This window comes from Pseudomonas sp. (genome assembly GCF_033723075.1).
In the GTDB taxonomy this organism is placed as follows: domain Bacteria; phylum Pseudomonadota; class Gammaproteobacteria; order Pseudomonadales; family Pseudomonadaceae; genus Aquipseudomonas.
The window spans coordinates 30,950-54,417 of the sequence record NZ_JAWVXU010000024.1 but is presented as its reverse complement, the minus strand read 5'-3'; the positions used below and the strand labels follow the sequence as shown (position 1 = coordinate 54,417).

15 protein-coding genes, 1 tRNA gene and 2 pseudogenes are annotated in these 23,468 nt (G+C 59.1%); 4 read left to right on the top strand and 14 right to left on the bottom strand.

The annotated features are described in order from the left end of the window. Nucleotides 1-313: acyl-CoA dehydrogenase C-terminal domain-containing protein (locus tag R3355_RS21430; protein WP_318963094.1), on the top strand; the 313-nt coding region annotated here is incomplete at its 5' end. Between the two features lie 121 nt (nucleotides 314-434). Here the strand turns inward: R3355_RS21430 and adeC are convergent. From adeC to R3355_RS21415, 3 genes are read right to left on the bottom strand one after another with little or no spacing between them, the layout of a single operon-like run. Next, nucleotides 435-1,874 carry an AdeC/AdeK/OprM family multidrug efflux complex outer membrane factor gene (gene adeC / locus R3355_RS21425; RefSeq protein ID WP_318963092.1) on the bottom strand — a complete coding sequence of 480 codons (1,440 nt, stop codon included), beginning with the start codon at nucleotides 1,872-1,874 and terminating at the stop codon, nucleotides 435-437. Then, complete coding sequence (locus tag R3355_RS21420) at nucleotides 1,871-5,020, bottom strand: efflux RND transporter permease subunit (protein ID WP_318963091.1); 3,150 nt, start codon at nucleotides 5,018-5,020, stop codon at nucleotides 1,871-1,873. The genes adeC and R3355_RS21420 overlap by 4 nt, the downstream gene beginning before the upstream one ends. A 3-nt stretch (nucleotides 5,021-5,023) precedes the next feature. After that, complete coding sequence (locus tag R3355_RS21415) at nucleotides 5,024-6,178, bottom strand: efflux RND transporter periplasmic adaptor subunit (protein ID WP_318963090.1); 1,155 nt, start codon at nucleotides 6,176-6,178, stop codon at nucleotides 5,024-5,026. Nucleotides 6,179-6,409: 231 nt separating this feature from the next. Between R3355_RS21415 and R3355_RS21410 the strand changes: the two genes are divergently transcribed. Both R3355_RS21410 and R3355_RS21405 read left to right on the top strand, forming a co-directional pair. Next, entirely contained in the window at nucleotides 6,410-7,042 is a 633-nt protein-coding gene (locus tag R3355_RS21410) for a TetR family transcriptional regulator (protein WP_318963088.1), read from the top strand. 312 nt (nucleotides 7,043-7,354) lie between these two features. Then, nucleotides 7,355-7,606: a helix-turn-helix transcriptional regulator gene (locus R3355_RS21405; RefSeq protein ID WP_318963086.1), complete on the top strand. Its 252-nt coding sequence runs from the start codon at nucleotides 7,355-7,357 to the stop codon at nucleotides 7,604-7,606. 256 nt (nucleotides 7,607-7,862) lie between these two features. Here the strand turns inward: R3355_RS21405 and R3355_RS21400 are convergent, their stop codons facing one another. The 6 genes and pseudogenes from R3355_RS21400 to R3355_RS21375 all read right to left on the bottom strand — a co-directional run. Next, nucleotides 7,863-9,914, bottom strand: a complete 2,052-nt coding sequence (locus R3355_RS21400) for a hypothetical protein (RefSeq protein ID WP_318963084.1) — start codon at nucleotides 9,912-9,914, stop codon at nucleotides 7,863-7,865. Beyond that, a complete protein-coding gene (locus R3355_RS21395) occupies nucleotides 9,901-10,380 on the bottom strand; it encodes a hypothetical protein (RefSeq protein WP_318963083.1) in 480 nt (159 codons plus the stop codon). Before R3355_RS21395 ends, R3355_RS21400 begins: the two co-directional genes overlap by 14 nt. Beyond that, nucleotides 10,381-11,289 carry a hypothetical protein gene (locus R3355_RS21390; RefSeq protein ID WP_318963082.1) on the bottom strand — a complete coding sequence of 303 codons (909 nt, stop codon included), beginning with the start codon at nucleotides 11,287-11,289 and terminating at the stop codon, nucleotides 10,381-10,383. A 71-nt stretch (nucleotides 11,290-11,360) separates the two neighbouring features. Then, a pseudogene (locus R3355_RS21385) lies at nucleotides 11,361-11,954 on the bottom strand (nuclease-related domain-containing protein); the annotation flags it as partial. A gap of 326 nt (nucleotides 11,955-12,280) precedes the next feature. Continuing rightward, the gene (locus R3355_RS21380) at nucleotides 12,281-12,676 is read right to left on the bottom strand and encodes a putative Ig domain-containing protein (protein ID WP_318963081.1); all 396 of its coding nucleotides are present in this window, start codon (nucleotides 12,674-12,676) and stop codon (nucleotides 12,281-12,283) included. A gap of 947 nt (nucleotides 12,677-13,623) precedes the next feature. Next, nucleotides 13,624-14,022, bottom strand: a pseudogene (locus R3355_RS21375) (PAAR domain-containing protein); the annotation flags it as partial. A 207-nt stretch (nucleotides 14,023-14,229) separates the two neighbouring features. Between R3355_RS21375 and R3355_RS21370 the strand changes: the two are divergent. Further along, entirely contained in the window at nucleotides 14,230-14,967 is a 738-nt protein-coding gene (locus tag R3355_RS21370; protein WP_318963079.1) for a metallophosphoesterase family protein, read from the top strand. 174 nt (nucleotides 14,968-15,141) lie between these two features. On the opposite strand, the gene R3355_RS21365 is transcribed toward R3355_RS21370, so the two are convergent. The 5 genes from R3355_RS21365 to rpsU form a co-directional block, all read right to left on the bottom strand. After that, nucleotides 15,142-15,218, bottom strand: a tRNA-Ile gene (locus R3355_RS21365). 15 nt (nucleotides 15,219-15,233) lie between these two features. Beyond that, nucleotides 15,234-18,971 (bottom strand): EAL domain-containing protein, encoded by a 3,738-nt coding sequence (locus tag R3355_RS21360; protein WP_318963077.1) that lies wholly within the window; start codon nucleotides 18,969-18,971, stop codon nucleotides 15,234-15,236. 101 nt (nucleotides 18,972-19,072) lie between these two features. After that, the gene (gene rpoD, locus R3355_RS21355) at nucleotides 19,073-20,923 is read right to left on the bottom strand and encodes an RNA polymerase sigma factor RpoD (protein WP_318963076.1); all 1,851 of its coding nucleotides are present in this window, start codon (nucleotides 20,921-20,923) and stop codon (nucleotides 19,073-19,075) included. 67 nt (nucleotides 20,924-20,990) lie between these two features. Beyond that, a complete protein-coding gene (gene dnaG, locus R3355_RS21350) occupies nucleotides 20,991-22,985 on the bottom strand; it encodes a DNA primase (protein WP_318963074.1) in 1,995 nt (664 codons plus the stop codon). Nucleotides 22,986-23,125: 140 nt separating this feature from the next. Then, nucleotides 23,126-23,341 (bottom strand): 30S ribosomal protein S21, encoded by a 216-nt coding sequence (gene rpsU, locus R3355_RS21345; protein ID WP_003296736.1) that lies wholly within the window; start codon nucleotides 23,339-23,341, stop codon nucleotides 23,126-23,128. Nucleotides 23,342-23,468 lie beyond the last annotated feature (127 nt).

Here is a 23,468-nt window from a genome sequence, read left to right as displayed (position 1 = left end):
GCTGAAAGGTGCCATCGCCAACCTCGAGCTGATGACCGCCGACCTGCTGCAGCGGGCCAAGGCCAACCCCAACGAAGTCGGCGCCGCCTCGGTCGAGTACCTGCAGGTATTCGGCTACACCGCCTACGCCTACATGTGGGCGTTGATGGCACGGGCCGCGCTGGGCAAGGAAGGCCAGGACGACTTCTACGCCGGCAAGCTGGGCACCGCGCGCTTCTACTTCGCCCGCATCCTGCCGCGCATCCACTCGCTGACTGCCTCGGTCAAGGCCGGCAGCGAGAGCCTGTACCTGCTGGACGCGGCGCAGTTCTGAGGCTCTGCCGGCAGGCGCTTGGACGACAAGCAGAAGGGCGTGCGGCAAGCCAGCAAGAACGCAATTGCCGACCGCCCCGGTCGCTCACGCCGGCGCGATCGGCCGCTGCGGTCGAGGTGTATCAGCCCTCCGCTGGCGCCTGTGGCGGGTCGCTGCGTTCGCGCCAGCCACCGCCGAGCGCCTTGTACAGGTTGACCTCGCTGGTCAGCTGCGCCAGGCGATCGGTGATCAGTGCCTGTTGCGCGCTGAACAACGAACGCTGGGCGTCGAGGAAGGTCAGGTTGCTGTCGATGCCGATGCGGTAACGGCGCTCGGCCAGGCGGTAGTAGTCCTGGTTGGCTTCGACCAGGTCACGCTGGGCCTGGAGTTGGCGCTGGTAGGTCTGGCGAGCCGCCAAGCCGTCGGCAACCTCTTGGAAGGCGGTCTGGATGCTCTTCTCGTAGCGGGCGACGCCGATGTCCTTCTGGATCTTCGAGTAATCCAGGCTGGCGCGCAGGCTGCCGGCATTGAAGATCGGCAGGCTGATCTGCGGCTGGAACAGCCAGGTACCCGAGCCGCCGCCGAATAGACCGGAGAGATCCGGGCTGAGGCTGCCGGCATTGGCGGTCAGGCTGATGCTCGGGAAGAACGCCGCCCGCGCCGCGCCGATGTTGGCGTTGGCCGCCTTGAGCAGGTGCTCGGCTTCGAGAATGTCCGGGCGCCGTTGCAGCAGGTCCGACGGCAGCCCGGCCGGCACCTGGCTGAGCAGTTCGGCGTCGAGTGCTTGGCTGGCTGGCAGATCCGCCGGCAGGCCGCTGCCGAGGAGCAGGGCAAGGCCGTTGCGATCCTGCGCGACCAGGCGCTGGTATTGCGCCAGTTTGACCCGGGCCGCTTCGACCGAGGTGCGCGACTGGCTCAGGTCGAGCGCCGACGCCACGCCGATCTCGCTGCTGCGTCGGGTCAACCGGTAGCTTTCCTCGAAGGTGCCGAGGGTGTCTTCGGTCAGCTGCAGCAGGGCCTGATCGGCCTGCCAGGTCAGGTAGGCATTGGCGACGCTGGCGACCAGGCTGATCTGCGTGGAGCGCCGCGCCTCTTCGCTGGACAGGTAGGTTTCCAGGGCCTGCTGGCTGAGGCTGCGCACGCGACCGAACAGATCCAGTTCATAGGCACTGACGCCGAGGGTCGCCGAGTACTGGCTGCTGATCCCGGCGTGACCGGTTTGCGCAATGTCCGCGGGCAGGCGTTGCCGGCTGCCGCTGCCATCCGCGCTAACCGCCGGCAGCAAGTCGGCGCGCTGGATCCGGTATTGCGCGCGGTAGGCCTCGATATTCAAGGCGGCGACGCGCAGGTCGCGGTTATTCAGCAGCGCGGTCGCGATCAACTGCTGCAAGGCCGGGTCGCGGAAAAACTGGCGCCAGCCTTGTTCGGCGGCGGCGATGTCGGCCGCCTCGGCTGGCGCGTAGGCCTGGCCCTGGGGCCATTGGCTGGCGATCGGCGCAGGCGGTTGCTGGTAATCGGGTATCAGCGAACAGCCACTGAGCACCAGGGTGGCGACTGCGATGGACACTAGGGTCTGGTTCATTGGGCCGGCTCCTCGACGAGTGTTTCGCTCTTCTTGCTTTCCTTGCTTTCCTTGCGCTGGAACAGTGAAGAGACGACGACGAAGAACAGGGGAACCCAGAAAATCGCCAGAATGGTGGCGCTGGTCATGCCGCCGAGTACCCCGGTACCAATGGCGTGCTGGCTGCCCGAACCGGCGCCGCTGGAGATGGCCAGCGGCACCACGCCGAGGCCGAAGGCCAGCGAGGTCATGATGATCGGGCGCAAGCGCATGCGACAGGCTTCGATCGCCGCTTCGCTCAGACTTCGCCCTTGTTCGTGCAGCTCCTTGGCGAACTCGACGATCAGAATGGCGTTTTTCGACGCCAGGCCGATAGTCGTCAGCAAACCGACCTGGAAGTACACATCGTTGGACAGCCCACGCATGCTGGTGGCCGCGAGGGCACCGATGATGCCCAGTGGCACCACCAGCATCACCGCAATCGGGATCGACCAGCTCTCATACAGGGCCGCCAGGCAGAGGAACACCATCAGCAGCGAGAGCGCATACAGGGCCGGTGCCTGCGAGCCGGACAGGCGCTCCTCGTAGGACAGCCCGGTCCAGGAATAACCGATGCCCGCCGGCAGTTTCTGCGCCAGCGCTTCGACTTCGGCCATGGCCTCGCCGGAGCTGTAACCGGGTGCCGGTGTGCCGAGGATTTCCATGGCCGCGACGCCGTTGTAGCGGGTCAGTTTGGGCGCGCCGTAGACCCACTCGCCACTGGCGAAGGCCGAGAAGGGCACCATCTCGCCGCTGTCGTTGCGCACGTACCACTTGTTCAGGTCTTCCGGGCTCATCCGCGAGCTGGGTTGGCCCTGCAGGTAAACCTTCTTCACCCGGCCGCGGTCGATGAAGTCGTTGACGTAGCTGCCACCCAGGGCAATCGACAGGGTCTGGTTGATGTTCGCCAGGGTCACCCCGAGGGCGCTGGCGCGTTCGTCGTCGATGCTCAGTTGGTACTGCGGCTCATCGTCCAGCCCGTTCGGTCGTACGCCCGCCAGCACCTTGCTTTGCGCGGCCATGCCGAGGAACTGGTTGCGTGCTTCCATCAGCTTGTCGTGGCCAAGCCCGGCGCGATCCTGGAGGAACAGGTCGAAGCCGCTGGCGTTGCCCAGTTCCATGACCGCCGGTGGCACGAAGGCGAACACCATGGCGTCGCGCAAACTGAAGAAGTGCTGCTGCGCGCGTTGCGCCAGGTTGAACACGCTGTTCTCCGCCGAACGCTCGCCCCAGGGCTTGAGCATGATGAAGGCCATGCCCGAACTCTGGCCGCGACCGGCGAAGTTGAAGCCGGTGACGGTGAATACCGAGCTGACCGTATCCGCCTCTGCGCTGAGCAGGTGGCTACGCATCTCGTCGACCACCACCTGGGTACGTTCTGCGGTGGATCCCGCCGGCGTTTGCACCTGGGCGAACAGCACGCCCTGATCCTCCTCCGGGAGGAAGGTCGTGGGGATGCGGGTGAACAGCACGATCATGCCGACGATGATCAGCAGATAGGCCAGCAGGTACGGCAGCTTGTGCCGCAGCATGCTCGCGACACCCCGTTCGTAGCGTTGCACGCCGCGGTCGAAGCTGCGGTTGAACCAGCCGAAGAAGCCGCGCTTGGGCGCATGCTCGCCCTTGCCAAGCGGCTTGAGCAGGGTCGCGCAGAGTGCCGGGGTGAAAATCAGCGCGACCAGCACCGACAGGACCATGGCCGAGACGATGGTGATCGAGAACTGCTGGTAGATCACCCCGGTCGAGCCGCTGAAAAACGCCATCGGCAGCAGCACGGCGGTCAACACCAGGCCGATGCCGACCAGCGCACCCTGGATCTGGCCCATGGATTTGCGCGTGGCCTCTTTCGGCGACAGGCCTTCTTCGGCCATCACCCGTTCGACGTTCTCCACCACGACGATGGCATCGTCCACCAGCAGTCCGATGGCCAGCACCATGCCGAACATGGTCAGGGTATTGATGCTGAAGCCGAAGGCGGCGAGCACGCCGAAGGTGCCGAGCAGTACCACCGGTACCGTCATGGTGGTAATCAGCGTGGCGCGGAAGTTCTGCAGGAACAGGTACATCACCAGAAACACCAGGGCAATGGCTTCGAGCAGGGTGTGCACCACGCCGGAAATCGACTCGCTCACCACCGGTGTGGTGTCGTACGGGAACACCACTTCCATGCCCGGCGGGAAGAAGGGTTCGAGTTCGGCGATAGTCGCGCGCAGGGCCTTGGCGGTTTCCAGGGCGTTGGCGCCGGTCGCCAGCTTGACGGCCAGGCCAGAGGCCGGCTTGCCGTTGAACTGGGCGCTGATGCCGTAGTTTTCGCCGCCCAGGGCGACCTCGGCCACATCACCCAGGCGCACCTGCGAGCCATCCGGGTTGACCTTGAGCAGGATGGCGTCGAATTGCTCGGCGCTCTGCAGGCGGGTCTTGCCGATGATAGTGGCGTTCAGCTGCTGGCCTTGCACCGCCGGCAAACCGCCGAGCTGGCCCGAGGAGACCTGGACGTTCTGCGCGGCGATGGCGTTTTTCACGTCCACCGGGGTCAGCTGGAAGTTGTTCAGCTTGGCCGGATCGAGCCAGATGCGCATGGCGTACTGGGCGCCGAACACCTGAAAGTCACCGACGCCGGCGGTGCGCGAGATCGGGTCCTGCATGTTGGAAACGATGTAGTTGGCCAGGTCGTCCTTGCTCATGCTGCCGTCCTGGGAGACCAGGCCGATCACCATCAGGAAGTTCTTCACCGCCTTGGTCACACGGATGCCCTGCTGCTGAACTTCCTGCGGCAGCAGCGGGGTGGCCAGGTTGAGTTTGTTCTGCACCTGTACCTGGGCGGTGTCCGGGTTGGTGCCCTGGTTGAAGGTGGCGGTGATGGCCATGCTGCCGTCGGAATTACTTTCCGAGGTGACATAGCGCAAGTTGTCGATGCCGTTGAGCTGCTGCTCGATCACCTGTACCACCGTGTCCTGCACCGTCTGCGCGGACGCACCCGGGTAGTTCACGGCGATGGCAATGGCCGGCGGCGCGATGCTCGGGTACTGGTTGATCGGCAATTTGAGCAGCGACAGCGCGCCGACCAGCATGATGACCAGGGCAATCACCCAGGCGAAGATCGGCCGATCGATAAAGAATTTCGACATGCGTTACTCCCCCTGGCCGCGCGCTTTGGCACTGGTCGAGACCAGGGCCGGATTGGCTGCCTGGACATTGCTCGCCGCGCTGACGCTGACTTCGTCGCCTGGCTTGACGAACTGCAGGCCCTCGGTGATCAGGCGGTCGCCGCTGTTCAGGCCTTCGTTGATCAGCCATTGATTGCCGATGGTGCGGTCGGCCTTGAGCTCACGCAGCTCGACCTTGTTGTCCTGATTGACCACCAGGGCCGTGGGTTGACCCTTCAGGTCGCGGGTCACGCCTTGTTGCGGGGCGAGAATTGCCTGGCTGTTGACCCCGGCCTGCAGCTGGGCGTGGACGAACATGCCCGGCAACAGGTCGTGGTTCGGGTTGGGGAACACCGCGCGCAGGGTCACCGAACCGGTGCCTTCATCGACCGAGACCTCGGAGAATTCGAGCTGACCTTGTTCTGCGTATTCGCTGCCGTCCTCCAGGATCAGCTTGACCCTGGCGGCGTTCTCGCTGGCTTTCTGCAAATGCCCGCTGGCCAGCTCACGGCGCAGCTTGAGCATCGCCACCGAGGACTGGGTGACGTCGACATAGATCGGATCCAGCTGCTGGATCACCGCCATGGCGCTGCTCTGACCATTGCTGACCAGCGCGCCCTCGGTTATCGCCGAACGGCCGATGCGCCCGGAGATCGGCGCCAGCACCTTGGTGTAACGCAGGTCGATCTGCGCGCTTTGCACAACGGCTTCGGCCTGCAGACGCTTGGCTTGCGCCTCGTCGAACTCCTGACGGCTGACGGCCTGCTCGTCGACCAGCAGCTTGTAGCGATCGGCCAGGGATTTGCTCGACAGTAGCGAGGCTTGCGCGCTTTTCAGGGTCGCTTCATAGGTCGAGGCGTCGATCTGGTACAGCTGCTGGCCGGCTTTGACTGCGCGGCCCTCGGTGAACAGACGCTTGAGAATGATGCCGTTGACCTGCGGGCGCACTTCGGCAATGCGGTACGCGGTGGTGCGTCCCGGTAGCTCGGAGGTCAGGGTAAAGGCTTGCGGTTGCAGGGTGACCACGCCGACTTGCGGCAGTGATGCGGCAGGTGGCGCTTCTTCCTGTTGGCAACCGCTGAGCAGGGCGGTCAGGACGGCGGCGGTAACCAGCGCGGGGAAAACCGGATTGAATCGCATGAAGGCCTCGGTCGGGAGCCTGGCAAGGCGCTTGAGCGAAATGCCAGTGACAAAATCGGATGAGAGGTTGGATAAGTAGTCTGCTAATCAATATACTTACGTTCATGAATGTTTGTAAGTGATTTTTAGTACGCAGAAGCAACAAAATGTGAAAATCAGCCAAAGGCTCAACGAAAGCCTTGCCTGCCAATAGCTTCCTGCGTGAAGCCATCCTGATTGAGGGTTACTGCCATGGTTCGTCGTACCAAAGAGGAGGCTCAGCAGACGCGCAGCCAGATACTCGAGGCGGCCGAAAAAGCTTTCTACGAGCGCGGCATCTCGCGCACCACGCTGGCAGAAATTGCCGGCATTGCCGGCGTCACTCGCGGGGCGATCTATTGGCACTTCAAGGACAAGGCCGACCTGATCCAGGCCATGCTGGACAGCTTGCACGAGCCGCTGGACGAGCTGGCCAGGGCCGGCGAGAACCCGGATGAGGACGACCCGCTGGGCTGCATGCGCCAGCTGCTGATCACGTTGTTTCAGCGGGTTGCGCTGGATCCGAAAACCCGCCGGATCACCGAAATCCTCTATCACCGCTGCGAACTCACCGACGAGATGAGCGACCTGCGCCAGCAGCGTCAAACCGACAGCGTGGAATGCAACGGCCGCATCGACCAGTCGCTGCGCAATGCGGTCCAGCGCAAGCAACTCCCCGCGACACTGGACACCGCCCGCGCGGCGATCTGCCTGCATGCCTACATCGACGGCCTGCTCAGCCAGTGGCTGCTGGTGCCGGAAAGCTTCTCGCTGCAGCGCGATGCCGAACTGCTGGTCGATAGCGCCCTGGACATGCTGCGTGAAAGCCAGGCGCTGCGCCGCTAAGGTTTTACTGCGGCTCGCGCCTGGCCTCTACTGCTGCTGAGCGCTGGAGGCGGGGCGGGGGCGCGACTGTCGTCGGAAAATACCGAGATTGTTGCCCCGCTTAGCCGCGCAAGCTGCAAGCATCGTGACTCGAGTTTGATAGGCCGCCAGGGGCTGGAAACCTACCGTCAACGCAGCCGCGAATTGCGAGTAGTGGTGGATCGCTATATGGCCGCTTAGCGTCGGCTCTTGGCTGAGTGGCCGCATCCGCTTTGATTTTTCCAGTAGTTCGGTATACGTTACATTTCATATTACTTGTTGCGTATACGGAACATGGACTACTCCCTCATCACGCTGCGACTTGGCGAGCAGCTACGGCAGCGCCGCCTGAATCGAGGTCTTACTCAGGCCGCGCTTGCCTCCCTGGCGTGCATCACCCGGCAAAAGGTTATCGCCATCGAAAAGGGCGATCTCTCGGTGGGCATGATGGCCTATGCGCGAATGCTGGCAGCCCTGGACTGTGAGTTGGCGGTTGTACCCGCACGAATGCCCACGCTGGATGAGATCCACGGCGTGTTCGACTGATGACGGCCGTGCTGCAGGTTGCAACGCCATAGGGCGACGCAAAAATAAATGCGTCCCCATTTGTTATTTCGCGTTCAGGTTTGATGTTGCGGCGGAGTGAACAACGGGGGGAGCAGGCCACGATTAATTCTCCGTAAACCGTGGTCTGTTCCCTTTTTTCCCGTTTTTTCCGTCCCCTGTTTTTTTCGCTTTGATTTTCATTTGGCCCCGTGCGAGCGACATTCAACTTGATATGTCGCGTATGCAGGACATGGGCTTAGGTCCTCTTTGAAATCAGGGGGCCGTCAAAGTTGATTACTTTGACGGGAAGTCCCTCAATCATTTTTGTTAAGTCAGCATGCTTCTCGCTAGTTGCTATTATAACTTGTCGCTCCATACTGCGGGTTTCAGATGCTCTTTCGATGAATGTTTTGAAATTGACCTCCTTGGTTTCTTGTTGGCGCGGCTCGTCTAGTATAAGCAATCCAAGGTGATTGGTAGTAAGACCTTCCAAGTGGTTGTCCAAGGTTAGAAGAGAATATAGGTAGGCCCAAATAACCCTTATGTTGTCACTGGCGGAAGCCTCGGAGCCTAAGTCAACATCATCAATTGAAGGCTTGTATGTTCGTTTCGATATTTCAAAGTCTTCAATGGGTGTGCTTTTGTATTCAAAGTCGCTCAGGTTTTTCTTAAATTGCTCAGTTAGTTTTCCGAGCTTTATATAGTCGTTGCGGCTAAAACCGTCCCATGGCAGCTTTGAGATTGCTCCGTCTACTCTAGACCATTCTAGTTTTGTAGCAGATAATTTCTCTTTTATTTCGGATTCAAGCGTTAGAGTCCGTTCGATGGCCTCAATTTTCTCCTCAAGCAGGATCTCTTTTCTAAGTTGAGCTCTAGATGGGGCTCCTTTAACATCAAGAAGGCTTTCTTTTAGTGAGCGAATGTCAGCGCGTGTAGAGTTAACTTTGTCTTGAGCCTGTAGTATTAGTGTCCTTTTGTTTAAGGCTTTGCGCTCTTCGCCTGCTCTCAGGGACTCGAAAACTAAAAGTTGTTTCTCGAGATACTTGATGTTGTCGTCAATCCCTAGTGCAGATTGGTTGTGCATGTGAGGGAGTAACGAGTCCTCTATTGGCTGATCGCAAGTTGGGCAGCGGCCACTTAAGAACTTGAATTTCTCAGTGGATCCGTACTCGTGTATTTTTTTAATGTCTCGGTATTTGCGTAGCCCTTCCTTGACCGCCAAAACTCGTTTTTCTATGGATCTAACGTAGTCTTCGCTAACGTCTATGTCCGACAAGATAATTGAAATAGCCGACTCCTCTTCTGAGAGTCTTTTCATCAAGAGGTTAAGTTCTCTTTCTTGTGTAAGCGTTTTTGACCCAGTTGCGTCAGTTGAGGTGATTGCTAATTTTGATGTTGAGAGTTCTAGCCTGAGATTCGTCAAGTGGTCGGAAAGATTGGTTTTAAGAGACTCGCCGTTCAAAACGTAAAGATCGGTTGCGCTGTTTATGGATTTTTGTTTGCTGATATCATCACTAACGGCGGGCTCGACAAATGCGTAAACTTGCCTCGCTGTTGAAATAAGCTTTTCAATAGTTATAGTCCAGACCGATCCAAGGTCATTTCTTTTGAAGATCAACTGTTGTCTCTTTCTGTTGTTCTCCTGGATGTCTAAATCGAGATTGTACTCAAGAGCTCTATTCGCTAGGTCCTTGATGCCAAGGTAAGTAGGGAGCACGTTCAGGATTCCGCCCCAGCCTCTAGTCTGTTCGACATAGTTAACCGAAAAAATTGACTCCAAATAAAGAGGGCAAGTGTTGCCATCATACTTGACGACTTGTGGATCCTCTATGCTAAGAAATTTCTCTAGGAAGGTATGGAAACCCCGTTCTCTGACTGCTGCGCCAGGATCGCGAACAAAGTAATCTGTGAAAGATGTGTCGGAAAGAAAATCGATCTTATCAATTGGTACGGTATAAACAGATATAACCCTGCTTTTTTCTTCTATGCCGCTTCTTGATATTGTGATTGTCTCGCCTGCATCGTTGGATATCTCTAGGTTAACTCTCGATTCGGTGACAAGCGCATAGCTACCATCAGGCTTTTTAAGTTTGCTGGTTAACGCAGATTTTAAAGGGTTTTTCCTGCTAGGCCCTAGGGTGCCTTCTAAGCCTAATGCATATACAATGCTTTGCACGCAGGTTGATTTACCTAATGTGTTATCGGCTCTGATAATGTTTAGGCCGTAAGCAAATGGTATATCTACGCCGTAATCTCCTTCGTTTGTTCTGGAGATGATCTTTAGTCTGTTTATCTTAAGTCTGCTCACGAAAGTCACCGGAAATAAGTTTGTCAATAATGGTGTCGGTGAAGAAGGATTTGCTAAAGTTCTGTATGAATTCTTTTTCTTTTGCAAAGACTTCCATGTCTGAGTCGATTGATTTTGCGAATGCTAGACCTGTAGTTGACAGCTTAACGCTTTTGGATGGCTCTAGTTCGAATATCCCTTCGCCCAGCCCCATGTTAATAGCTCTATCCACAAGAGGGTCAAATCTAACATTTACAGCAGAGAAGAGATCTTTGATCTCAGAAAAGTAGTTCTTCCGCTTTTCATGGGATGAAACCAAAGAACTAAGCACCTGTATTTTCTTTATTCCCGCTTTATTTCCAGCGCTAAGTTTGAGTAGTATCAGTGCAATTAAGGATATCCTCCAAAGCGGTCTGAGTTCGGGCTCTACTGGGGTGCCGGATTGGCGAAATATTACCTTGTTTGGGATGGTGTTTAAGATATCCATTTATTCAAAATCCAAATTGCAGCGCATAAGCCAATCAGCAACGGTTCCTGAAGCAATGCAATCCAAATTATCCTCGTGGAGCTTGCTTTTCTTGGTCAGCGCTTCTTTGAGTGCAGTTGTATGCTGGGCTGGGCTTTTTTGTTTTTCCTCGAAGTACTCAACGTGTAGTTTTTCCTCCATTTCCATCACTCCAGACGTGATTTGAGAGTGATATTCAGGGTACTCCTGTTTTAGATCCTCAAGCATGTTCTGAGCATAGATGGTCTGTTTAAACATCGTATCCCTTGCTTTTTCGATTTGATGTGGGGATGCCGGTTTAAGCTTTGATAGCTTCGTCTCTATGTTGCTCGCGAATTCTGACTTGTCAGCCTGGTACGTGCTTATGTCCACGTCAGATATTACTTTTCTTTCTAGTTTGAGTACTCTGATGCCTTGGTCTAATAGCTCCGCCTCTTCTGTCTTAAACGTGCTTCGATCCCATACAAGAACGTGGAAGTCCGTATTTTCAACGTAGGGTAGTTGCGCTGCTATAACTTCCGCTGTTTTTGTGGAGGCATGAGCGTTTAGGTGCTTCGATAGGTGGTTTGGTACGACAAGTATCCAACGTCTAATCTTAGTAGGGCCGAGAATTGTTGATAAGACGTTGCCTTTATTCTCGATGAATTTATTAATGTCAGTTGTCATTTTGTCGCGCTGCTTGTCATAAAGCTGCGCCATGGGGCAAAGCTCTTCAGGGCAGAACGCTTGATAGGCATTGCCGCAGAAGGAAAAGCCTTCAATGCCGGCGTCTCCATTATGTCTGTCGGGTATAGGAACATAATTTTCCTGCCCATGTTTTATTCTGAGAAGGTCATTTACATGCTCTTCCCACTCTTTTCTTTCCCATACTTTATTTGGACTGATTTCCATAAACTTCCCGTACGAGACTAATGCGCGCCATGCTAATGCACAAAACGACTCAAGGCTGAATTGTCTTTATTGGCGAGTGTTGGTGCGCGGCGGCCTGATTGCAGAGCCTGCAACATGGCGTCGACTTCAGCCTCGCTGAATAGCGGCTGCTGGAATGACTGGATATGGCGGATAAAGCCAATGCCCTGGGTCACGTTGTCCGGCACCTCGGTTTTGAAGGTGCTGCCGCCGATGAAGGTGATGACCGAGTGCAGGTGCTCCGGGTTAACGCCAAGGGTGGCTTCCAGGGCCTTGAGGTGTTTGTAGTTCTGCCGTAGCGGGTTCTGGAGCTTGAAGGTGCGTTTGTAGAGCTTCTGCGTCCACTGTGGTTGCTTCTCGCTGCCGAAGATCCAACCGCTCATGTTCTTGGTTTCCAGCACGAAGATGCCGTAGGGCGAGAGAAATACGTGGTCGATCTGGGTGGTGCCGTCGGGGGTGCTCAGGGTGACGTTGTGCAGGCGGCGGTAGGTTTGCTTATCCAGCTGCCAATGGGCGAACAGGCGCACCAGCAGTTCGCCGATCTGGCCCTTGGCCCAAGGCGACTTGAGCAGGCCGATCAGCAGCATGGCGGGAATCAGCCAGGTCGCGGTGTCGATTAAGGGGCGGAGGATGACGCTGTAGTCCATACCGTCTTCCTTGAGCAAAGCCGCTTAGGTGACGCTCGTTATCCGAGCGAGCAGGCGTGCCAAGAATCCAAATGCCGGGCACTGGCCCGGATAATGGCCAATTGCTTTCGCTAGCTCAAGGGCTCATCGACTATTTGCTAACAGCGATCAGCGACTGACGTGCTGATTTTTGCTGGTTTTGCCAGTGGAACGGCGGCCAGATCCAGAAGGGTTCGTTTATGGGGATTGCTTGTCTGTGAGCCGATTAGCGGGCTTATTCGGCTCATTGCGTGAGCTGATAGCGCGGGCGATTCGGCTCACTGTCTAATTAGCTCATTGAGTGTCCGTCACTCCATGACTTCGAGCCTGTAGACGCGACTTGCTCTTAGGCCCGCGCATTGGGTGCCATAGGTGCCGGCGGACACGTGCACTTCATAGGTGCCGGCCTTGACCGGCGTTCCTGTGATCAACCCATGGGAATCACGGTCCTGGTGCTCGACCCAAAGCCCTTCAGGCAGGGCGTTTGTATCACTCACATAGATGCCATGGACTGGCGCCGAGGTGTTGATCACTTCCAGTTGCACGCTATAGGGCTCGCCCGCAACGGCTACTGGCAGGCTCTCGGGGAGTAGCTCAGGTTCAGGCTGCATGGCACAGCTCGTCAGCGTATTTGCAAAGATGCCTGCTTCACAGCCTGCAAGAGGTAGTGCCAAGCAGAGAGCAAAAAGTATTTTTCGCAGCATATGGGGTTCCTTCCTGATCATGGGATTCGGCTGAATACGATCCCGCCGAATGCGTCCTTGAGGAGCTGCTTGAGCGTGTAGTCCCGCGTAACCTGGTGCATGGACTGCCCCCAGGAGAACAGCTTGGAGTTGACGATGACTTCAGCCGGCAAGGTGGTCTCGTCGACTGGGCCGCCATGAGTCTGCGGGACTTTCTCCCAGGCAATCCAATGGTTTTTTCCGACCCCAGCCCCGCCTTCCACCATCGAGGCGGAAATCAGCGAAGTGACATGATGCTGGCTGCCCACATAGCTAAAGAGTTCCAAGAGCTTTTCTTGATTGATATGTCCCCGGAACTGGATGTTGTCGAAGACTACGGTCGCGCCGGCTTCGGTGAACCAGGACTTCACTTTCCCTGGAAGGGTAATCCCAGGGATCTGATCACCTGGCGAGTCATAATCAAAAAGGCCGTTTTCGCTGTCACGAAGGCTGGCCAGGGAAATCCAGTCAATCGCAGATATGCGATCTCCCGCTGCCGTATGGCTGAATTTCTTCGGGTTCCGGCAGTCATGGCTGGGCTTGATGTGCAGCTGCCCTATCGTGGTTTCCCCGGTTTCCCATAGTTCGATTATCGCCTGGGTGTAAAGATCGGGGCGGTCCACCAGCAATGCGTAGAAGAAAACCGCAGGGCCGCACAGGCTTGTCTCTTGCTGGTTCGGATATGGGGTGATTCTTTCCTTTGTCGCAATGTATTGCCCTTGGGATTTTGCGACGCGCACTCGCAGTTGCTCTATGACCTTGCTTTTCTCGAATGGATCGCTGGCCGTCCCCATTGGATGGGCCTGATCGTTGAAAACACGACTCTGAGCGGTCGAGCATTCGAAGGTGTCCAAAATCTGCTTGGCTGCGGCTACTGGATCCGTGGTCTGCACGGGTTGGGGCATAGATGAGGCGGCGGCTTGCTGGGCGGGCTGCGTCGCGAGTGTCGTGGCAGGCGGTTGGTTCGCTGGAGCCACTGCAGTCGTTACTGGCACCGGGGCTGGGGCCAATGATAATGGGGCTGGTGCGGTGAAAGGTGCCCCTACTGCGGAGTCCCCGATGATCACGCTGGCTGAGCCGCCGATGATCACGTTCCCATGACCACCCGTGCTGCCCAGCGTCGCCGCTGGCAGGCCGTTGATCAGTACCGTGCTGGCAACTGCGCCCACTATGGGGCTGCCGCAGGCCGACGTGTCGCTCATTCGCGCTGCTGGCAGGTTATCGAAGAAGACGTTCGGTGAGCCCGTTGCTATGGGGTTTGTGCCATGGCCAGGCGCTGGGCAAGAGGTGGGATCAGTTTGGCGAGCCGCCGGTTTTCCGCTCATGGTGAAGCTCCCTTGTTTTCGTAGGTGCCGATCCTACGCGTGTCTCCCGCCTTGGCCTTGCTGCACTTGTCGAAGTGAGCGAAGGGTCACTGTTTGCTAAAGGTATGTTTGGCCCTTCATTGGGGGGCGAAAACGGGCTCACGGCAAAAAAATCATGATCGGTTGTTGTCGGTGTAGACCAGCGGCCAGCCGAGGGGCGAGTATTTCATTATGCGTATTCATTTGTTGTCCGATCTGCACAATGAGTTCGGCCCCTTTACTCCGGTGCCGTTGGACTGCGATGCGGTCATTCTGGCTGGCGACATCGATGTCCAGGGGCGTGCTGTCGAGTGGGCCAGGCAAGTCTTTGCCGGCCCGGTGTTGTACGTCCCAGGCAACCACGAGTTCTACGGTGGACACCTGAGCCATACCCTGGAAAAAATGCGCGCGGCGCAGGATGATTGTGTTCGGGTGTTGGAGCGCGATGAGGTCATCCTGGGCGGCGTACGCTTTCTGGGGGCGACCATGTGGACGGACTTTTCCGCTACCGGCAACCCGCCGATGGCGTGCCTGAGTGCGCAGAACGCGATGAACGACTTCCGGCAGATCCGCACCGAAGGTTACAGACGTATCCGCCCGGCCGATCTGGTCGCCCGATCGGTACAGACGAAAGACTGGCTGCGCATGCAGCTGGCGCAACCATTTGACGGCCCAACCGTGGTGATCACTCACCACGCGCCGACGCTGCGCTCCCTCCAGGGCAGCCCGCACGCGGGCACTCATCTGGATGCCGCCTACGCCAATCGCTGGGAAGACCTTATGGGTGGCGAGCAGGTGGCGCTGTGGGTGCACGGGCATTCGCATAGGGCTGTCGACTATGACCTGGCGGGCACGCGGGTGGTCTGCAACCCTCGAGGATATCCGGGTGAAGAGACTGGGTTCCGCCCGGATCTGATCATTGAGCTCTAACCACCCTGCCAGGTGAGTCCAACTCCTACATCGTCCAGAAACTCTGGCCGGATGAGCTGCCTTGAGGAAGCGATACATCAGGCCAATGATGGAGCGGCTGCACGCCTTTGCTGTGACCTGAAGGATTGAATAGCTCAGACAGCAAAAAGCCGCGCAGTGCGCGGCTTTTCGATTTGGTGGGCCCACACGGACTCGAACCGTGGACCAAGGGATTATGAGTCCCCTGCTCTAACCAACTGAGCTATGGGCCCTCAGAAGCCGGCGGATTATACCGGCGCCTTCTCCGTAGTGCCAACTGAACGACGTGGGCCGAGGAAATTATGGGCGAAGGCGTCGGCGGTGAGGGGGTGGCTGAGGACGAAGCCCTGGATCTGTTCGCAACCTTCGGCGGCGAGAAACCGCTCCTGGGCCTTGGTTTCCACGCCTTCGGCGATCACCGTGAGTTGCATGCTGCGACCCAGGGCGATGATGGCGCGGGCAATGGCTGCGTCGTGCGGGTCGTTCGGCAGGCCACGGACGAAGGATTGGTCGATTTTCAGGGTGTCCAGTGGCAGGCGCTTGAGGTAACTCAGCGAGGAGTAGCCGGTGCCGAAGTCGTCGATGGCCAGTTGCACGCCGAGGGTCTTGAGTTGGTGGAGGATACTCAGGGCGTCCTCGGTCTGGTTCATGATGAAGCTTTCGGTGATTTCCAGTTGCAGCAGGCTGGGGGCCAGTGAGTTGCTGTCGAGCAGCTGGGTGATGCGTTCGAGCAGCTTCGGTTGACGCAGTTGTACGCCGGCCAGGTTGACCGAGAGGGGGCCGAACGGGGCGTGGAGGCGTTGCCATTCGCCCATTTGCCGGCAGGCTTGCTGCAGCACCCAGTCGCCCAGCGGCAGTATCAGGCCGGTTTCCTCGGCCAGGGGGATGAAACGGTCCGGTGGGATTTCGCCAAACACAGGGTGGCTCCAGCGGACCAGGGCTTCGGCGCCGGCCAGGCGCCGGGTGCTCAGGCAGAGTTTCGGCTGGTAGTAGAGTTGCAGCTCTCCGCGCTCGAGGGCGCGGCGCAGCTCATGTTCCAGAGTCATGCGTTCGGTGGCCTGGAAGGTCAGGTCGTGGGTGTACATTTCGACCCGGTTGCGGCCTTTGGCTTTGGAGCGGTACATGGCGGCGTCGGCGTTCTTCACCAGGGTGGCGACATCCAGGCCGTCATCCGGGTACAGGCTGATACCGATGCTGGCGCTGATATGGAACTCGTGGTCGTCGAGGTGGAAGGGCAGGCTGAAGCAGGCGAGCAGTTTGTTGGCGACCAGTTTGGCGTCGTCGTCGGTCTGGTGCAGGCCCGGTAGCAGGATGATGAATTCGTCGCCGCCGAGGCGGGCAACGGTGTCGATGTCGCGCAGTTGTTCCTTGAGGCGGATGGCGATGCTCTTGAGCAGCAGGTCGCCGATCGGGTGGCCAAGGCTGTCGTTGATGTGCTTGAAGCGGTCGAGGTCGAGAAACAGGATTGCGCCTTGGCGGTCGTCGGTTTGCGCATCGTCGAGTGCGGCATGCAGTCGCGCTTCGAACAGCATGCGGTTGGGCAGGCCGGTCAGCGAGTCGTGGTGGGCCTGGTAGTCGAGGCGGGCCTGGGCATGCTTGAGTGAGCTGATGTCGGCGAATACGGCGACGAAGTGCGTGGTCTGCCGGTCTTTATTGCGCACGGCGCTGATGGTCAGCCATTCCGGAAAGATCTCGGCGTTCTTGCGTCTGTTCCAGATTTCCCCTTGCCAGTGTCCTTCAGCTTCCAGCTGGTGCCACATGGCGCTGTAGAAGGCGCTGTCGTGCTGGCCGGAGGCGAGCAGCCGAGGTGTTTGCCCGAGCGCTTCGGCTTCGCTGAAGCCGGTAATTTCGCTGAAGGCGCGGTTGACCGCGACTATGCATTGCTGGGGGTCGGTGATCATCACGCCTTCGGCGGTGCTTTCGAACACGGTGGCGGCTTGCTGGAGTTTTTCCTGCATGAGCTGGCGCTCGGTGATGTCGCGGGCGATGGTCAGCAGGCAGGGGTCATCGCCGACCTGGATCGGTTGGACAGACAGTTCGCACAGGCGTATCTGGCCATTGCGGGTGCGGATTGGGGCTGCCAGGTCGCGTACGCTGCCGTGCAGGTCGATCTGTTCGATCATCCGGGTGCGATCCGCCGGGTTGGCCCAGACGCCCAGCTCCAGGGTCGAACGCTGCGCCACTTCGCTGCTGCTGTAGCCGGTGATGCGACTGAAACCCTGGTTGATTTCGATCAGCAGGCCATCGCGAACGCGGCTGATCAGCAGGCCGTCGGGGGAGGCGTGGAAGGCTTTGGCGAATTTGTCTTCGGAGAGCAGCAGTTGCTGTTGGGTGGCTTTGAGCTGGCTGATGTCACGCACCACCACCACCAGCGCCGGGGTGTCGGCGAGCTGGAAGGCCTGGGCGGAGATCAGACCGGTGAAGCGTTGGCCATTACGCCGCTGGAAGGGCATTTCCAGGTTGCGCAGGCTCTCGCCTTGGAGGCGCTCGAGCAGGGTCTGGCCGATGCCGGGGATAGCCCAGATATTCAGTTCGGTGGCGGTTTTACCGAGCGCTTCGCTGACCGGGATGCCGGTCTGCTGCTCGAAGGCATTATTGGCTTCCAGCAGGCGGCCGTCGGACTGGCGGGCGATCACCAGGATGTCCGGGCATTGCTGGAATACCGAGGCGAATTTCTGCTCGGAGAGGCGCAGGGCCTGCTCGGCCTGTTTGGCTTCGCTGATGTCGACCATCAGGCCGCGCATGATGGTCTGGTCGCCACTGCGGGTCAGGGTGACGATGTCGCGGATCCATAGCACGCGGCCGTCGGCGGCACACATGCGGTAGTCGAGGCTGTGATCGCGGCCGGCGGTGCTTTCGCGCAGACAGTATTCCATGGCCTGCTGGGCATCGTCCGGGTGCAGGGCGTTCAGCCAGAAGCCTGGGCGCGTCCAGTCGGCCAGCGGATAGCCGAGCAGTTTTTCCGCGTGCTGCGAGACATAGGTGAAGCTGTAGTCATCCAGGCGTGCCTCCCAGGCGATGGCCGAGAGGTTTTCCACCAGGCTGCGGTAGTGCTGTTCGCTGTTGCGCAATTCCTGTTCGAGCAGGCCGCGGGCGTCCATTTCGGCGTGCAGGCGGCGGTTGATGCGCAGGATCACGGCAATGATGAAACTCAGCGCGAGCAGGCCCGGGAGGCCGTAGAGCAGCAGTTCGCGCCAGATGCTGCGCCGGTCATGCAGGTTGCCGATCCAGCGCGCCTGCAGGGCGCCGGCTTCTTCGCTGGTGATGTCGGCGAGCAGCTTGTCGAGAATCCCGCTGAGGATCGCCTGGTCGTGCGGCGCGGCCATGGCCAGTTGATAGCGATAGGGCGTTTCGCCGCTGATGAACAGGCTTTCCAGTTTGAGCTGGCGCAGGCTCCAGGCGCTGGAGGCGAGGTCGCCGATCATGGCGTCGGCCTGGCCGCTGGCGAGTGCTTGCAGGGCGGCATTGACGGTCGGTAACGGCAGCAGCTGGAGGTCTGGGTGCTGGCTGCGCAGCAGTTCGTGGGGCGCGTAATTGGCGACCACTGCAGTTTTCAGGTCGTTGAGCTCCTTCATTGTGCGTGGTTGCGGGCCGCCATCGCGCGCCAGGATGACGATTGGGAAGTCCAGGTAAGGGCGGGTGAAGGCCAGGTAGGTCTGGCGTTCAGGGGTTGCCATCACGGCGGGCAGCAAGTCGATCTGGCCGGCCTTGGCCTGCTCCAGTACCTCGCTCCAACTGTTCGTTGTGTTTGGCTGCAGGCTCACGCCCAGGCGTTGCTCGAGCAGGGCGATGTAGTCGGCAGCCAGGCCCTGGTAGCGACCTTGGGCGTCACGAAACTCGAACGGCGGCCAGGAGGCATCGATGCCCAGGCGCAGTACCGGGTGCTCGGCAAGCCAGTTGCGCTCCTCTTCGCTGAGCGCCAGAGCTGCAACCGGACTGACCCAACACACCAGACACAACAGGAGAATGGCCGGCAATCGCGGCATGGCAGCCTCGTTACGGAGCGGGTGGTACTCCGAGTGTAGACCGGGCTCGGCAGTCGGCTAGGCAGATAGCAAAACCCCCGGTTTGGGCCGGGGGTTTGGTCTTACTCGTCGAGGAAGGAGCGTAGATGCTCGCTTCGCGTCGGGTGGCGCAACTTGCGCAGCGCCTTGGCCTCGATCTGACGAATCCGCTCGCGCGTGACATCGAACTGTTTACCAACCTCCTCGAGGGTGTGGTCGGTGTTCATGTCGATGCCGAAGCGCATGCGCAGTACCTTGGCTTCACGCGCGGTGAGGCCGGAGAGTACTTCGCGGGTGGCTTCCTTGAGGCTTTCCACGGTCGCCACGTCGATCGGCGATTGCATGGTGGAGTCCTCGATGAAGTCGCCCAAGTGCGAATCTTCGTCGTCGCCGATCGGGGTTTCCATGGAGATCGGCTCTTTGGCGATCTTCAATACCTTGCGGATTTTGTCCTCGGGCATTTCCATGCGCTCACCCAGCTCTTCCGGGGTCGGTTCGCGACCCATCTCCTGCAACATCTGCCGGGAGATACGGTTGAGCTTGTTGATGGTCTCGATCATGTGCACCGGAATACGGATGGTGCGAGCCTGGTCGGCAATCGAGCGAGTGATCGCCTGACGGATCCACCAGGTGGCATAGGTCGAGAACTTGTAGCCGCGACGGTATTCGAACTTGTCCACCGCTTTCATCAGGCCGATGTTGCCTTCCTGGATCAGGTCGAGGAATTGCAGGCCGCGGTTGGTGTACTTCTTGGCGATCGAGATCACCAGGCGCAAGTTGGCTTCAACCATCTCTTTCTTCGCGCGACGGGCCTTGGCCTCGCCGATCGACATGCGCCGGTTGATGTCCTTGATTTCGGCCAGGGTCAGGTCGCACTCGGCTTGCAGGGCAACCAGCTTCTGCTGGCAGCGCTGAATGTCGGCTTGCAGACCGCCGATGGCCTCGGCGTACTTGGCTTTGCCCTTGGCCAGTTGCTCGGACCAGGTGAGATCGACTTCATTGCCTGGGAACAGGCGCAGGAAGTCGGCGCGCGGCATCCGTGCATCACGTACGCAGAGTTGCATGATGGCGCGTTCTTGAGCGCGCAAGCGCTCCAGGGTGCCGCGTACGCGAACCACCAATGCTTCATATTGCTTGGGCACCAGCTTGATCGGCATGAACAGCTCAGCCAGGGCTTTCAGCTCGGCGATGCCTTGCTTGCTGCCGCGGCCATGCTTCTTCACGGCCTTCTTGGCGATCTCCATTTGTTCGGAGATGGCCGTGAAGCGGCGCAGGGCTTCTTCCGGGTCCGGACCGCCATCGCCTTCTTCTTCCTCTTCGGCGTCGTCCGTGTCCTCGTCCTTGTCGTCCTTGTCCTTGTCATCGGCCGTGCCGTCCTTGACCGGCACCGGCGCGGCGGCTTCGGCAGGAACACTGCCGTCGTCCGGGTCGATATAGCCGTTGAGGACTTCAACCAGACGGCCACCTTCGGTGGTCACGCGGGTGTATTCGGCGAGGATGCTGTCGACTGTGCCAGGGAAGTGGGCAATAGCGCCCATGACTTCACGGATACCCTCCTCAATACGTTTGGCGATTTCGATTTCGCCTTCACGTGTGAGGAGCTCTACGGTACCCATTTCGCGCATATACATGCGCACTGGGTCGGTAGTCCGGCCAATGTCGGTCTCGACCGCTGCCAACGCAGCCGCTGCTTCTTCCGCAGCCGCTTCGTCAGTATCGGCGTCGGCCAGCATAAGAGAATCCTTATCTGGCGCAACCTCGAATACGTTGATCCCCATGTCGTTGATCATGCGGATGATGTCTTCCACCTGTTCCGGATCTGAAATATCCTCCGGCAGGTGGTCGTTGACCTCCGCGTAAGTCAGGTAGCCCTGCTCACGACCAAGGGTGATCAACTCTTTGATACGAGACTGCTGTTGCGCTTTTCCGGACATAACACCCTATCCACTGAAGGTCTTGGCGGGCTAAAAACAAGCCGCGGATTATACCCGAATAAGACCCCTATGCGCCAGTTGGGCTCGGGATTACCGGTGATGCATTTCGGCTCAGCAGGTTGCGCAGTTGGTTTTTTTCCTCTGCACTTAACTCACTTAGACGGGCTTTGTTGATCAAATGTTCCAGGCTGCGCTCGCGTTGGCGGGCCACAAGACTAGTTATAGTGTCGAAAAACTGTTGTTCAAGGTTGTCGGCTGAAATCAGCCACTCCTTTTCCGCCAGGGCCCGTAACAAGCGGCCCTGCTCGGTGCCGTGCCAGCGCGCGAGCAGTTGCAGTGCGCGCAGCTTCGGGTTCTTTTGCAGGGCGCCGAGCAGGGCCACCAGCAGTTGTGTGTAGGTGTCGTCTTCGGCGGCGAAGTGGCTGACGTCTTCGACATTCTGTGCCAGTTCGGGGTGATGCAGCAGCGTGCGTAACGCGCTCAAGTGCGGCGATTCGACGCTGACAGCGGTGCGTGGTGCGCGTGGCGTGAAGTCGTCGCGGCCCTTTTTACTCCATTTGCCGCCTTCTTTCTTCCAGTCGCTCTTGCCCTTGCTGCGCTCGAAGCCCGCCGCCGGGGTGGGATTTTCATATTCATTGGGGGCGGGGGCAACATCATAGTAGGCGCTATCGGGGATTTCGCCATGATCCGGGTAGTAATCGCCGGAGGTTGAGTTGGCGCCGGGGTGGGCGCTGCTCTTGGTGGAGGGTGCCATCTGGCTCAGGGATTCGCCGCTGAGGCCGGTGATTTCGGTGAGGCGCTGGCGCATCAGGATGCGCAGGTTGTTGCCGGGAATCTTGTCGATCAGTGGGGCGGCCAGTGTCACCAGGTGGGCTTTGCCTTCGAGTGAGCGCGGATCGGCCTCCTCGCTGAGTTGTTGGAAGAAGTAGTCGGCCAGGGGCTGGGCGTGCTGGTTGATGCGCGCGCGGAAGGCGTCGGTGCCTTCGCTGCGCACCAGGGTGTCCGGGTCTTCGCCGTCAGGGAGGAACAGGAAGCGCGCGCGCCGGCCATCCTGCAGGCTGGGTAGGGTCGCCTCCAGGGCGCGCCAGGCTGCATTGCGTCCGGCCGCGTCGCCGTCGAAGCAGAACAGCACGCTGGGCACGACGCGGAACAGGCGTTTGAGGTGCTCTTCGCTGGTGGCGGTGCCGAGGGTGGCGACGGCGTTGCGCAGGCCTTGCTGGGCCAGGGCGATGACGTCCATGTAGCCCTCGACCACCATGATCTCGTCGAGGTCGCGGTTGCTTTTGCGTGCCTCGAACAGGCCATAGAGTTCCTGGCCCTTGTGGAATACCGGGGTTTCCGGGGAGTTCAGGTACTTGGGTTTATCGTCGCCGAGCACCCGGCCGCCAAAGGCGATCACCCGGCCGCGACTGTCGCGGATGGGGAACATGATGCGGTCGCGGAAGCGGTCGTAGCGCTTGATTTTTTCCGGGTTGTCGGCGTTTTCCACCAGCAGACCGGCGTCGATCATGGCTTTCTGCTGCAGGCTGTCGCTGGCCAGGTGCTTGTGCAGGTTGTCCCAGCCGGGCGGGGCGAAGCCCAGGCCGAAATCGCGGGCGATCTCGCCGGAAAGGCCGCGGCCCTTGAGGTAGTCGATGGCGGCCTTGCGCTGCGGATGGCTCTTCAGGGCCTGGCGGTAGTACTCGGCGGCGGCGGTCAGCAGCGGATAAAGCGGGGAGTCGGTGGGTTGGCGCGGTTTGCTGTTGCTGTTGCGTCCGCTCTCTTCGCGCGGCACGTCCATGCCGGCGCGCTTGGCCAGATCCTCGACCGCCTGGGGGAAGTCCAGTTGGTCGTGGTCCATGATAAAGCCCAGGGCGTTGCCGCCGGCGCCGCAGCCGAAGCAGTAATAGAACTGTTTGTCCGGGCTGACGCTGAACGAGGGGGTCTTTTCTTTATGGAAGGGGCAGCAGGCGGTGTAGTTCTTGCCGGCCTTTTTCAGCTGGATGCGCGAGGCGACCACGTCGACGATATCGGTGCGGTTGAGCAGATCATCGATGAAGGATTGCGGGATCAGGCCGGCCATAGGCGCTCAGGATACTGCCGTGCGAGGCGGCTGCACAAATATTACGGAAACTAAAAGACCCCGCGCCACCCATGGGTGGTGCGGAGTCCAGAAGCGAAGCCCGGCCAAGGCCGGGCATTCAGGCGTTGCGCTTGTACGTATTAGTACAGGCGGACGCTGCGGCGCTGCTCGCGCTGTACTTTCTTGGCGTGACGCTTAACAGCGGCTGCTGCTTTGCGCTTACGCTCGGAAGTCGGCTTTTCATAAAATTCACGGCTGCGAACTTCGGCCAGAACACCGGCTTTTTCGCAGGAGCGCTTGAAACGACGCAGAGCTACGTCGAAGGGTTCGTTCTCTTTAACTTTGACGGCTGGCATCCAGGGCGTACCTTCTTTATTACCGGGGGGTGTCGTACTCCTGGCAAATGGCGCTGGAGAACGTACGTTTTTAAGGGTTGCGGATGTTACCGTCTCATCATCAGGAATGCAAAGCCTCTGATCGAAA